Origin of the sequence: Bradyrhizobium sp. AZCC 1577, from assembly GCF_036924575.1 — a bacterium.
In the GTDB taxonomy this organism is placed as follows: domain Bacteria; phylum Pseudomonadota; class Alphaproteobacteria; order Rhizobiales; family Xanthobacteraceae; genus Bradyrhizobium.
This window is the reverse complement of the sequence record NZ_JAZHRQ010000001.1, coordinates 1,573,827-1,586,355: the sequence shown is the minus strand read 5'-3', so window position 1 is coordinate 1,586,355 and position 12,529 is coordinate 1,573,827. Positions and strand designations below refer to the sequence as shown.

Below are 12,529 nucleotides of genomic sequence, written 5' to 3'. Positions count from 1 at the left end.
GCGCGCTCTGCCGTTCGCGAAAATCCAGACGTGTCACTTCGGCCTTTGCCCCCAACTTTTGGGGTTAAGCCAATGTCTACTTCCAATGCTACTTCTTCCAAAGCTACGTCTACTTCCACCATCTCCACTTCTTCGCTTCCCGTTGCCTCCCTCGGCGCGCCGCGCATCGGTCCGCGCCGCGAGCTGAAATTCGCTTTGGAAAGTTTCTGGTCGGGCGCAACCGACGAGAAGGCGCTGATCGAAACCGGCGTCGGGCTTCGCGCCGCCAACTGGGCGCGCCAGAAAAAACTCGGCGTTAGCGTGATCCCGTCGAACGATTTCTCGTTCTACGACCACGTGCTCGACACATCAGTGATGGTCGGCGCAATCCCGGAGATCTATCGCTGGAACGGCGGGCCGGTCCCGCTTGCGACTTACTTCGCGATGGCCCGCGGCGCGCAAGGCAAGCCGCATGAGGCGAGTTGCGGGCATGCCGGTCACGGACATGACGATGCGCACGGCGTGCCGGCGCTCGAGATGACAAAATGGTTCGATACCAACTACCACTACATGGTGCCCGAACTGACGAAGGATCAGAAATTCATCCTCGCCTCGCGCAAGCCGATCGAGGAGTACGAGGAAGCCAAGGCGCTGGGCTATCAAACCCGCCCCGTGCTGGTCGGCCCCGTCACGTTTCTCAAACTCGCCAAGAGCAAGGATGCCGGCTTCAATCCGCTGTCCCTGCTTGATCGCTTGCTGCCGGTTTACATCGAGGTGCTGCGCGAACTTGCCTACCGGGGCGCGGAATGGGTGCAGATCGACGAGCCGTGTCTCGTGCTCGATCTCGATATCGTCGCCCAGCAGGCGTTGCATCATGCCTATGCGGAGATCGCGAGCGGCGTGCCGCAGCTCAAGATCATGCTGACGACCTATTTCGGCGCACTCGGCGCCAACCGCGACACCGCGCTATCCCTGCCCGTCGCCGGCCTGCATCTCGACCTCGTGCGCGCGCCGGAGCAGATCAACGACCTCGCCGGAGTTCCTGATAACCGCGTGCTGTCGCTCGGAATCATCGATGGCCGTAACATCTGGCGCGCGGATTTGAGCCGGCTTCTCGACCGGCTCGAGCCCGCAATCGCCAAACTCGGCAAGCATCGTGTGCAGATCGCCCCCTCCTGCTCGCTGCTGCACGTCCCGATCGATCTGGCGCTGGAGACCGGGCTCGATCCCGAAATCAAGAGCTGGCTCGCGTTTTCGGTGCAGAAGCTCGAGGAACTGGCCACGCTCGGAACGGCACTCGCCGATGGCCGCAGAACAGTCGAAGCCAACCTGAACGCATCGGACCAGGCGGCGACCTCCCGCAAGGCCTCGCCGCGCATTCACGATGCGAAGGTCGCGGCACGCGTTGCCGGCATCAATGAACCGATGCGCTTCCGCTCCAGCATCTTCGCTGAACGCGCCACCGTTCAGCGCGAGCGCTTCAATCTGCCGGCGTTCCCGACCACCACCATCGGCTCGTTCCCGCAAACCGCCGACGTCAGGAATGCTCGCTCCGCTCACGCCAGGGGCGCCCTCACGGACGAAGCCTATAAGCTCTATCTGCAGAATCAGACCGCCCGCACCGTGCGCTGGCAGGAAAATATCGGGCTCGACGTTCTCGTGCATGGCGAGTTCGAGCGCAACGACATGGTGCAGTATTTCGGCGAACAGCTCGCAGGCTTTGCCTTCACTACGCACGGCTGGGTGCAATCCTACGGATCGCGCTACGTTCGCCCGCCTGTGCTATTCGGCGACGTCTCGCGCCCAAAGCCGATGACGGTCGAGTGGTGGCAATATGCCCAGTCGCTGACGAAAAAGCCGATGAAGGCGATGCTCACGGGGCCCGTCACCATTCTGAACTGGTCGTTTGTCCGCGACGACATTCCGCGCAGCGAAGCCTGCCGGCAGATCGCGCTCGCGATCCGCGACGAGGTCGCCGATCTCGAAGCCGCCGGCGCTGGCATGATCCAGATCGACGAGGCCGCGCTGCGGGAGGGCCTGCCGCTGCGCAAGTCCGAATGGAAGGTTTATCTCGACTGGGCCGTCGACGCCTTCCGCCTCTGTTCGTCCGGCGTGCGCGACGAGACGCAGATCCACACCCACATGTGCTACTCGGAGTTCAACGACATTATCGGCGCGATCGGCGCGATGGACGCCGACGTGATCTCGATCGAGACCTCGCGCTCGAAGATGGAGCTGCTCGATGCATTCAGGGATTACCGCTATCCGAACGAAATCGGCCCCGGCGTCTACGACATCCATTCGCCGCGCGTCCCCGAGATCGGCGAGATGACCGGCCTGCTGAAGCTGGCGCGAGAGCGGCTCCTGGATACCCAGATCTGGATCAATCCGGATTGCGGATTGAAGACCCGCAAATGGGAGGAGGTCCGACCCGCGCTCGCCAACATGGTCGCCGCGGCACGCGAATTGCGGGCGATGGCGTAACCTGCCCGCCCCGTCTCTCATCAAGGCAAATCAAGGAGGACGTCATGCGCTTCTGGATCGAATGCACGCGATTTGAGACGGGGCAATCTACCCACATCAACATTGCCCTCGTCGGCAGCATGTGGCGCGACGGCGAGCGCACGGTGCTCGCCTTTGTCGGCGGCGATGGGCAAAAGGTCGAAGTGGTCGAGACGCCGGAACACATTCTGGCCGTACACCTCGGGGCGCCGGCCGCGGCGCCATGAAGGTTCGAAGTCAATCCCGGTCTGCACCAGATGCTATTGGCCCGCGTCTATTCGCGACAAAGGGGCCGATCACAAGCACAAAAAACGCGGCGTCACCGCCGCGTTTTCGTCGTTCAGAACTGACCGCCGCTTACGCCTGGGGCTGCGGCTCCAGACCCGGGTCCGGATCGGGACGCGGGCGCGGCTTGCCGGCCGGGGGTACGGCAGAAGCGCGCGGCGTGCTCGGCTCCAAGACCGATTCGCGGTTGGGCTTCTTGCCCTTCAACAGATCGATGATCTCGTCGCCGCTCAGCGTCTCGAATTCGAGCAGGCCCTTGGCCAGTGTCTCGAGATCCTCGCGCTTCTCGGTGAGGATCTTGGTGGCCTCGTTGTAGCCTTCCTCGACCAGCCGCTTGATCTCCTTGTCGATCTTCTGGACGGTCGCTTCCGAGGCGTTCTGCGTGCGCGACACCGACATGCCCAAAAACACCTCGTCCTGGTTTTCGCCGTAGGACACGGTGCCGAGCTCTTCCGACAGGCCCCAGCGCGTCACCATCATGCGCGCCAGCCGCGTCGCCTGCTCGATGTCGGAGGCCGCGCCCGAGGTGACCTTCTCGCGGCCGAAGATCAGTTCTTCCGCGACGCGGCCGCCCATCATGATGGCGAGGCGCGAGGTCATCTGCTCGAGCGACATCGACAGCTTGTCGCGCTCGGGAAGCTGCATCACCATACCCAGCGCGCGGCCGCGCGGGATGATCGTCGCCTTGTGGATCGGATCGGTCGCGACGACGTTCAGGCCGACGATGGCGTGGCCGCCCTCGTGATAGGCCGTCAAGAGCTTCTCTTCCTCGGTCATGACGAGCGACTTGCGCTCGGCACCCATCATCACCTTGTCCTTGGCCTCTTCGAACTCGGCCTGCGTCACCATACGCTTGTTGCGGCGGGCAGCCGTCAGCGCCGCCTCGTTGACGAGGTTCATCAGGTCGGCGCCGGAGAAGCCCGGGGTGCCGCGCGCGATGGTCTTGAGGTTGATATCGGGTGCCAGCGGCACCTTGCGAACGTGAACTTTCAGGATCTGCTCGCGGCCAACGACGTCCGGGTTCGGCACCACCACCTGGCGGTCGAAACGGCCGGGACGCAGCAGCGCGGGATCCAGCACGTCAGGCCGGTTGGTCGCGGCGATCAGGATCACGCCTTCATTGGCTTCAAAACCGTCCATCTCGACCAGCAACTGGTTGAGCGTCTGTTCGCGCTCGTCATTGCCGCCGCCGAGGCCCGCGCCGCGATGACGGCCGACCGCGTCGATTTCATCGATGAAGATGATGCAGGGTGCATTCTTCTTGGCCTGCTCGAACATGTCACGGACACGAGAGGCGCCGACGCCGACGAACATTTCGACGAAGTCAGAACCGGAAATGGTGAAGAACGGCACGTTGGCTTCGCCCGCGACCGCCCGCGCGATGAGCGTCTTGCCGGTGCCGGGAGGACCGACCAGCAGCACGCCGCGCGGAATCCGTCCGCCGAGGCGCTGGAATTTTCCGGGGTCGCGCAGGAATTCGACGATCTCCTGCAGGTCCTGCTTGGCTTCGTCGACACCCGCGACATCTTCGAAAGTGACGCGGCCATGGGCCTCCGTCAGCATCTTGGCGCGCGACTTGCCAAAGCCCATCGCCTTGCCGGCGCCGCCCTGCATCTGGCGGGACAGGAAGATCCAGACGCCGATCAGCGCGATAAAGGGCAGCCACGAAACGAGCAGCGACACGAACCATGGCACGTTGTCGCCGGGCGGCTTGGCGGTGATCGAGACCTTGCCGTCATAGAGACGCTTCACCAGCGTCGGATCATTCGGTGCATAGGTCTGGAACGAGGAGCCGTTGGTAAAGGTGCCGTGGATTTCCGGCCCCTGGATCACGACGTCGCGGACGCGGTTCTGATCGACCTCGCTCAACAACTGCGAAAACGTGATGTCCTGCGAGGAGGTACGCTGACCCGGATTCTGGAAAAGCGTGAACAATGCCAACAGCAGCAAGACAATGATGACCCAGAGGGCGAAGTTGCGCAGATTGGCGTTCATTGATCTTCCTTCGTGGTCGCGCGGATCGCGGCCCTATGTCCTTGGTAGTAACCCTAGAATATTCCTTGGGTAGTGAGGCGAGAATCCCCGGTCCACTGCACCCAATCTAGGTGGCGCCCGGGTCAATGCCAAGGGAACCACACGGGACTATTTAACGCATCTTAACGCGATTCCCGGTCAAAAAATGGCGCAAAACGCCAGTGTTTTTCCGGGGTGGTTAAGGCTCTCCGTCCCGACATTGCGGATATATTGGGAGATAGGAACGCTTCTCACGCCCGGCTACCCCGCGGCGGCGCTGCATCGACATAAATTCGGCCTCCGGTAAGGCTGATCGCGGCCCCGGCAAGCGTCTGTTTCAGTCTTGATTGCTTTTGGCCGTTCGCAATGGCGTTGTCCAGCACTGCCAGCAGCGCCTCGACCTTGCCGAGTTCCGCAGGTCCTTCGTGACCGGCCCGGTCAATCGCGCGCTTGAGCAGCCGAAGCCGGATTTCCTCGGGCAGACCGGCAAACGCCTGGGCATCGAACCCGAAGCGCGTGGCATCATCGCGATCTCTCACCGCGAGATAGCGCTCGGCGCCGTCGGCCAGCACTTCAATCGCGGCATTCGCCCGCGCCAGCCTTGATGCCAGCCGCGCCAGATTTCGGCTGTCACCGCCCTCCTCTGCCAAAGCCGGCATCAATGCACGCAGCCGCGGCCGCGTGAAACTCACGTCGCGATTGGTGGGATCATCGGCAAAGGCGATCTTTGCCTTGTCCAACGTCGCAACGAGCCGGGACTTCGGGATGTCCAGCAACGGCCGCGCCAGCCACACGCCCTCTCGCTCGCTCTCGCGCGCCATCGCCGCGAGACCGGCGATGCCGCTGCCGCGCAGCATCCGCATCAGCAGTGTCTCGGCCTGGTCGTCGCGGGTATGCGCGGTCAGGATGTGCGTCGCGCCGCTCGCCCGCGCAGCTTTCGCCAGCAGGCGATAGCGCGCCTCCCGCGCTGCGGCCGGCAAGCCGGTCTTCGGCTTGGCGCCGGTCCAGCGCAGCGTGCGATGGGGCAGATCGAGCGAGCGGGCGAGACGCTTGACCTCGCGCGCCTCGCGGGCGGCCTCCGGCCGCAAGCCATGATCGACAGTGACGGCGATCAACCGCGGCCCGCGCGACAGCGCACGGCGCCAGCGAGCGGCAAGCCACATCAGGGCAAGGGAATCGGGCCCGCCGGACACCGCCAGCACGAGCGCGGGCGCGGCCTTCCAGTGCGCGAACAGCTCTTTCGCTTGCTGTACCGAGATCGGCGCGTGGTCGTCATCAGGCATGGCATCGCCAGTCTATTCGAGACCGATGGCGGCCTCGACCGGCTTATGCTTTAGCACTTAACCCGCTTTTGCTCACGATCGACGGCGGCTTTGACGCCGGCAGATGCGCGCGGATATTTCCGCGTCACCTCGCCGAGAGCTGCGCAGGCGGCTTCCTTTTCCTTCAGCGCCGCCAGCGACTGCCCGAGCCGCAAGAGCGCGTCCGGCGCCTTGCCTGATTTGTCGAACTTGGTGGTCACGCCGAGGAACGCTTCGGCGGCGTCGCGATATTGCTGGCGCTGGAAATAGCTTTCGCCGAGCCAGTATTGCGCATCCCCAATCAGCGGATCGCTCGGATATTTCTGCGCAAAGTTCTTCATGGTCTCTTCGGCCAGCGCATAATCCTTGCGCTGCATGTAGCCGATGCCGAGATCGAACTCGTCCTTCGACGTGGCCGAGGGCGGCAACGGGGTCAGCGCGGCGCTGGCGCCGGGCCCCGGGCCGCGCGGCGGCGGTGCGGCTGCAGCGGGCGGCGGCAAGGCACCACCGGGATCGCGCGGACCGCCCAGATTAAGCGGCTCACCGGGTCCGCGTCCGCCGGGCGCGCCGACCGAAGCTTCATTCGAGATTGGCAATTGGCCGCCGCCGAGTGCACGCGGCGCACCGGGAGCGTTGGGATTCTGGCTGGGGTCGAACGCGTCGCCGCGGCGGCGGCCGCCGACCGCCGGGGCTGCCGGCTCCTGCACGATGGGCGCCGGCGAGGCGATCTGCGGTTGCCGGTCATAGCCGGGCTGGGCCTGCGGATAGCCCTGCGGCTGGCGAGCCCCCTGCTGCGGATAGGCTTGTTGGGGATAGCCCTGTTGCTGCGGCGGGCCGGGTTGAATTGGAGGCGGTGCGGCAGCCACGCTGGGCTGCGCCGCCGGAGGCTGGCCGCCCGGTGCCGGCGGCGCGGCGCCGAGCTGACGCAGCCGCTCTTCGAGCTGGCGGTTGCGGTACTGCAGTTCCTCGTTCTGGCCGGTCAGTTGCCGGAGCTGGTTTTCCAGCCGCTGGATCCGCATCTCCAGATCGGCGTCGTCGGACTGCGCCTGGACTTGCGGGGAGCCTTGCGGAGAACGCTCCCACGGGAACGTGATCTGTGCGGCCGAGGGCTGCACAGACAAAGCCAGCATCGCGGCAATCGCCGCGGCGCCGGCAGCATTGAGGAATCTGAGTGACATTTTGCCCTGACGACGAAAATCACGTGTCAAACGAAAGCAGAACACATTGAGAGAGGGAGTACGCCAGAATTGTGACTGGCGTTTCCGAATCGGTTCGCTGCAGCCCGGTATGGTTTAGTATCCCCTTCAAGACAAGCCGCCCGACGCGGCCGACCGTTCACAAATCGAGGGAGACCCGCCGATGCACGTGTCCGTGAACGGGGTGCGGCTGTTCTTTGATGTCGAGGGCGCGAAACTCGTGCCCGACGGCCCGGTGATGCGGGAAAAACCGGTGCTGCTGATGCTTCACGGCGGTCCGGGTTTCGACCATTCGATCTACCGGCCGGCCTACTCCGCCTTGGCCGATATCGCCCAGATCGTCTACCTCGACCACCGCGGCAACGGCCGCAGCGAGGACGGCCCGCGCGAGCGCTGGACCTTGGCGCAATGGGGCGACGACGTGCACGCGTTCTGCGAGGCCCTTGGCATCGTCGATCCGATCGTCCTCGGCGCGTCGTTCGGCGGCATGGTCGCACTCGCCTATGCCACGCGCCATCCGGATCACCCGTCCAGACTGATCCTCATCAGCACCGAGGCCGCCGGTGGTTCCTATCGGGAACGGCGCGTAGCGCTGTTTGAGCGCTTCGGTGGGCCGGAAGTGGGTGCGCTGGCTCGGCGCCGGTTTCTGGAGCCTGAAGGCCCCCTGGATCAGGCAGAGCGCGACGCCTGGCTGCGGCTGGCCATGCCGGTCTATACGCGAATGCCGCGCGATCCGGACATGGCAAGGCGTGCGGTCAGTCGTCGAGAGGTGGCGCTGCACTGGTTCGCAAGACCCGACGGCGAGAGCGACAAGTTCAACCTGTTTCCGGATCTCGGTCGCATCCGCTGCCCAACACTCGTGCTCGGCGGCGAGGACGACCCGATACATCCGATCGAGAGCCAGGCGGATATCGCCGCCGCGCTGCCGCCGCATCTCGTGCAGTTCGAGCGCTTTGCCGGTTGCGGCCACGGCGTGGTCAATGATGACCCCGAACGCACGCTGGCAGTCATCCGCGATTTCATCCTGCGCCCAAAAATAAAGCCGGCGCCCGAAGGCGCCGGCTTTGAAACTCTGCGAAAGGCCTGACGGCTCAGGCGCCGGCGTTCAGCACCGTGACGGCACGGCGGTTCTGCGACCAGCAGGAGATGTCGTTACAGACCGCCACCGGGCGCTCCTTGCCGTAGGAGATCGTGCGCATGCGGTTCGGGTCGATGCCGCGCGAGGCGAGATAGCTGCGCACCGATTGGGCGCGGCGTGCGCCGAGCGCGATGTTGTACTCGCGGGTGCCGCGCTCGTCGGCATGGCCTTCGATGGTGAAGGAGTAGCGGTTGTAGGTCTGCAGCCACTGCGCCTGCTTCTCCAGCGTGGCGATCGCCTGCGGGCTCAGATCGGTCTGGTCGCTCTCGAAGAAGACGCGGTCGCCGACATTAACCACAAAGTCCTGCTGGCTACCCGGGGTTGCCGCGCTGGCCATCGCGCCATCGGCGCCGACGTTGTTCTTGGCGCAGGCGCCCATCGACAGCGCCACAGCGACCACAGCCGCCAGCTTCCATCCCTGGAGGATACGCATCTGGTATTTCATTCCGGAGCCTCCAACGCTCACGTTTTTCGACTGTTGTCTGGTCTACAGGTCGATGGTTAAGCAAACATTCCGTCAACCTTGATGGAACCTTGCCAGACCCGATCAAATGCCGACAAACCGTGAAAAGCGACTGCGATAGTTAATGGTTTGTAAATGTGGCGCGAGGGTGAAGGCAAGTGCGCAGGGGCCGAAATCACCGGATTTGCGGCGTTTGGGCCACGGTGACCCAGGAATGACAAGTCGCGGAATTCGGATAGGTCGCTATGGGGCCGGATGGTCCGGTCCGTCGTTGTTCGGCCGGTTCAGGAAATCGGAACGATCGAGGCCTGCTCGAAAGATCTGACGACCCCGCGCGGCGAGGAATGGCGCCCACCGGCGCGCTGGAACAGTATCCGCCGCTCGACGGACGTCGAACGCATGATGGGAAAACGGGTCATGACCTTTTCCCGCACGGCCCGGTAATCGGACGCCATCAATGCCACCTTGGGCAAGAAGCCCGGAAACGAACGCGGTTCGGCGATGACCTCGGACATGAAGACCCGGCGATAGAACGCCTGGTGCTCGGCACGAACTAGCGCGAGCCCGGTATCGGCGTTGAAATGCTCGCATGCCATGTAGGCCAGCCGCACCGTCAGATAGGGAAGATCAGGGAACCGCCTCGCTTTTTCGGGGAGCGCCGCAAGACGAAGCGGATCGATGAAAACTTCACCTTGATCGAGGCGCGGGTGAAGAACATCGCCGAACAAGTCGGCTGAACCGGAAATCCGACATTCTGACGTCACGACGTTGAGGCGGATAGAACTGCAGAGTTCTCCGTCAACATAGATTCCGAAAATCCAGGCATTGGGCGCATCGTCGTAGTGATCGCTGACGCGCTGAGACTCTGACGGTGCGGTTACTCCGCCATGCAGATAGGCTTTGTACCGCATCAAATAGATGCAATCTTTTTCCTCGGGAGTTTCCATGAGTCGGTAATCGACTCGATCAGACAACCCTGACTCCGGCCCAAAGAGCGAAGTGCGCGGTTCGGCTCCGGCCTTCATCTGTACTCCTAACCTTCCACAACAACTTCCACGAGTGCGAAAGATTAACGGCTCCTTAACAAAATTGCAAAGGCTTAGACACGTTAGGGTTAACCTTGCAGCCCGCAAAAACCCGGAGTAGCCGTCGAGAGCACGAACATATTGGGACTGATTACGCTGACGCGATCGATCGCGAAGAAACAGCGATGAGCTGGTCGTCAGGCATGCGGCGACCGTGCGACGCATTGAGCAACTGCCGGACGCGCACGGCCGGGACCGGCGGGCTGAACAGATAGCCCTGCGCTTCGGTTACCGCCCCGTCGGCGCTGATCAATTCGAGTTGCTCGTTGGTCTCGATGCCCTCGACCACGACCGACATTCCAAGATCGGCTGACAGCCGCGCCACGCCGCGCAGGAGCGTCAGCGGACGGTCGCTATCGATCCCTTCCAGGAAGGAGCGGTCGATCTTCACCTTCTGCAATGGGAAGTTGTGCAGATAGCTAAGGCTCGAATAGCCGGTGCCGAAGTCGTCGAGCGAGATCCGCACGCCGAGCGAATGCAATTGCGACAGCACGTCGTGGGTCAACTGCGTGTTACGCAGCAGCGAGGATTCGGTGATTTCGATTTCGAGCCGGTTCGCCGGCAGGCCAGAGACCTCGAGTGCATAGCGGACTTCGCTGAGCACGTCGCGCTGATGGAACTGCTGCGGCGAGAAGTTGACGGCAACGCTGACGGCTTCGGGCCATTTCATGCATTCCATGCAGGCCTTGCGCAAAATCCAGCGGCCGAGATCGACGATCAGGCCCATATCCTCGGCGATTGGAATGATATCGGTCGGCGAAACCGTGCCGCGGACTGGATGATTCCAGCGTATCAGAGCCTCGCAGGTCGATATACGGCCCGACTTGAGGTTGACCAGTGGTTGGAAGAACAGCTCGAACTCCTCGTTGGCCAGCGCCTTGCGCAGGTCCAGTTCGAGGATACGGCGGGACTCGACGATTTGCGCCATCTCCTCCCGGAAGAAGCAGAAGGTGCCGCGGCCGTCGGCCTTGGCGCGATAGAGCGCCATGTCGGCATTCTTGAGCAGTGTGTCGGCGCTGACGCCGCGCGAGGTCATGGCAATGCCGACGCTGGCGCCGATCTCGACCAGATGGTTGTCGATCTTGTAGCGCTCGCTCAGGCGATCGACGATGCGCCGCGCGAGACCGGCGGCGTCGTCGGGAGACTGGATGTTCTGCTGGAACACCACGAACTCGTCGCCGCCGAAGCGCGCCACGAAATCCTCGGGCCGCAGCATCTCGCGCAGGCGAGCGGCCACCGCGCACAGCAACTGGTCGCCGCAGGGATGGCCGAGCGTGTCATTGACCTGCTTGAACTGGTCGAGGTCGACGAACAGCAGCGCCGACAATTGTTCGGCGCCCTGCTGGGCTGCCAGAAGATGTCCGATCTCGTCGCGGAAATTGACCCGGTTGGGGAGCTCGGTGAGCTCGTCGTAGCGCGCCAGATGGCTGATCTTGGCTTCGGAGTTGCGCCGCTCCGTAATGTCTTCCAGGAGCACCACCGCGCCGCCGCCGGCCATTGGCTGGAAGGTCCACGATAGCGAACGGTTTCTGGTGATGTCGGGGTCGGCGGTGATGACGTCCTTGGCCTGTGAATTCTCGATTTCGGCGAGGATCATTTGTCCACTCGCCGCCGAGATCGATCCGGCAATCACGCAGGCGGCGATGATGTCGGGCGCGCTCGCACCCTGCTGCACGAGATCTTCGGACAGATCCATCATTTCGCAGAAGCGGTGATTCATCACCGCAAGCTGTCCGTCGCCGCGGAACATGCACAGACCGTGGGGCATGTTGTTCAAGGCCGTATCGAACTGTCCGGCGAGCGCCGCCTCGCGCTCGCGCGCCAAGAGCGCCCGCAAGAATATGCCGTGCAAATTGGCCGACATCTGCATGACAACGATAAGGAATGCCGCGGTGATAACCGACATAGCGACGTAATAGGGCGTGCCACGCAGCGCCAGCGCGATCACGGTTGGACCGAAGGCAAGTACAGCCTGCAACTGGAATGTCCATTGCCGTCCATAGGCCCTGCCTGCGCCTCCCGATAAGACCCCCGTAATGACGGACAAACAGATCATATGGGCGACGGCATCGTCGCTGCTCAGCATGGTGACGGCGCCCCATATGCCGATTGCAGCGGCCTGGATAATCGCCCCGATCTGATATCGTTTTTTCCACCGCTCAGCTTCATCGGCCGTCAGGTTCGCTTTGCACGCTTGGTAGCGTTGCAAATCGAAAGCCCGGATCGCACCAGCCAACAGCAGAAGCCCGACGCACACCCAGATCAGATTTTCGCCGGTCTTCAGCGCCGTCAGGCTCGACGCGACGGCCAGGAAGAAGATGCCGACGTGCACCGGACCTTGAGTTTCGAACAGCGAATCGATCAGCGCCGCCGCAATCTTCGGCGATATCTGTCGCTGATCTGGCTCTCCGCTCTGATTTGCGAGCTGCATAGGGGGTGTACTGGCGTCCTGGTCGGATGCGTAGTTTTACCCTCTGGAGATGAAGTCTTTCTGAGGGAACATCGTTACCGAGACGTTGCCTTCGATGGACAAGCAACAAAATTTGCCTGAAAAATCAGTAGGCTAG

General features: G+C 63.1%; 10 protein-coding genes. 4 read left to right on the top strand and 6 right to left on the bottom strand.

The features are described from left to right. The first annotated feature begins 72 nt into the window (after positions 1 to 72). On the top strand, positions 73 to 2,463 hold the full coding sequence (gene metE, locus V1278_RS07390) for a 5-methyltetrahydropteroyltriglutamate--homocysteine S-methyltransferase (RefSeq protein WP_334380161.1): 2,391 nt from the start codon (positions 73 to 75) through the stop codon (positions 2,461 to 2,463). A gap of 44 nt (positions 2,464 to 2,507) precedes the next feature. Further along, entirely contained in the window at positions 2,508 to 2,708 is a 201-nt protein-coding gene (locus V1278_RS07385; RefSeq protein WP_057847301.1) for a hypothetical protein, read from the top strand. A gap of 130 nt (positions 2,709 to 2,838) precedes the next feature. On the opposite strand, the gene ftsH is transcribed toward V1278_RS07385, so the two are convergent. From ftsH to ybgF, 3 genes are all read right to left on the bottom strand, one after another. Further along, positions 2,839 to 4,761 (bottom strand): ATP-dependent zinc metalloprotease FtsH, encoded by a 1,923-nt coding sequence (ftsH, locus tag V1278_RS07380; protein ID WP_334372821.1) that lies wholly within the window; start codon positions 4,759 to 4,761, stop codon positions 2,839 to 2,841. A 269-nt stretch (positions 4,762 to 5,030) separates the two neighbouring features. Then, entirely contained in the window at positions 5,031 to 6,062 is a 1,032-nt protein-coding gene (gene tilS, locus V1278_RS07375; RefSeq protein WP_334380160.1) for a tRNA lysidine(34) synthetase TilS, read from the bottom strand. A gap of 50 nt (positions 6,063 to 6,112) precedes the next feature. After that, positions 6,113 to 7,258 carry a tol-pal system protein YbgF gene (gene ybgF / locus V1278_RS07370; protein WP_334380159.1) on the bottom strand — a complete coding sequence of 382 codons (1,146 nt, stop codon included), beginning with the start codon at positions 7,256 to 7,258 and terminating at the stop codon, positions 6,113 to 6,115. A gap of 181 nt (positions 7,259 to 7,439) precedes the next feature. On the opposite strand from ybgF, the gene V1278_RS07365 reads away from it, so the two are divergent. Further along, entirely contained in the window at positions 7,440 to 8,363 is a 924-nt protein-coding gene (locus V1278_RS07365; protein ID WP_334365070.1) for an alpha/beta fold hydrolase, read from the top strand. A 4-nt stretch (positions 8,364 to 8,367) separates the two neighbouring features. On the opposite strand, the gene pal is transcribed toward V1278_RS07365, so the two are convergent. The 3 genes from pal to V1278_RS07350 form a co-directional block, all read right to left on the bottom strand. Beyond that, positions 8,368 to 8,859 (bottom strand): peptidoglycan-associated lipoprotein Pal, encoded by a 492-nt coding sequence (pal, locus tag V1278_RS07360; protein WP_057838504.1) that lies wholly within the window; start codon positions 8,857 to 8,859, stop codon positions 8,368 to 8,370. Between the two features lie 302 nt (positions 8,860 to 9,161). Next, positions 9,162 to 9,902, bottom strand: coding sequence for an N-acyl amino acid synthase FeeM domain-containing protein (locus V1278_RS07355; protein ID WP_334380158.1), 741 nt, complete (start codon positions 9,900 to 9,902; stop codon positions 9,162 to 9,164). Positions 9,903 to 10,053: 151 nt separating this feature from the next. Next, complete coding sequence (locus V1278_RS07350) at positions 10,054 to 11,940, bottom strand: putative bifunctional diguanylate cyclase/phosphodiesterase (protein WP_334380157.1); 1,887 nt, start codon at positions 11,938 to 11,940, stop codon at positions 10,054 to 10,056. Between the two features lie 78 nt (positions 11,941 to 12,018). On the opposite strand from V1278_RS07350, the gene V1278_RS07345 reads away from it, so the two are divergent. Continuing rightward, positions 12,019 to 12,513, top strand: coding sequence for a hypothetical protein (locus tag V1278_RS07345; protein WP_334380156.1), 495 nt, complete (start codon positions 12,019 to 12,021; stop codon positions 12,511 to 12,513). Positions 12,514 to 12,529 lie beyond the last annotated feature (16 nt).

Coding starts and splice junctions, on each gene's coding strand:
- ybgF (WP_334380159.1), bottom strand. CDS start 7,258: ATGTCACTCAGATTCCTCAATGCTGCCGGCGCCGCGGCGATTGCCGCG.
- ftsH (WP_334372821.1), bottom strand. CDS start 4,761: ATGAACGCCAATCTGCGCAACTTCGCCCTCTGGGTCATCATTGTCTTG.
- V1278_RS07345 (WP_334380156.1), top strand. CDS start 12,019: ATGGGCGACGGCATCGTCGCTGCTCAGCATGGTGACGGCGCCCCATAT.
- metE (WP_334380161.1), top strand. CDS start 73: ATGTCTACTTCCAATGCTACTTCTTCCAAAGCTACGTCTACTTCCACC.
- V1278_RS07385 (WP_057847301.1), top strand. CDS start 2,508: ATGCGCTTCTGGATCGAATGCACGCGATTTGAGACGGGGCAATCTACC.
- tilS (WP_334380160.1), bottom strand. CDS start 6,062: ATGCCTGATGACGACCACGCGCCGATCTCGGTACAGCAAGCGAAAGAG.
- V1278_RS07355 (WP_334380158.1), bottom strand. CDS start 9,902: ATGAAGGCCGGAGCCGAACCGCGCACTTCGCTCTTTGGGCCGGAGTCA.
- V1278_RS07365 (WP_334365070.1), top strand. CDS start 7,440: ATGCACGTGTCCGTGAACGGGGTGCGGCTGTTCTTTGATGTCGAGGGC.
- pal (WP_057838504.1), bottom strand. CDS start 8,859: ATGAAATACCAGATGCGTATCCTCCAGGGATGGAAGCTGGCGGCTGTG.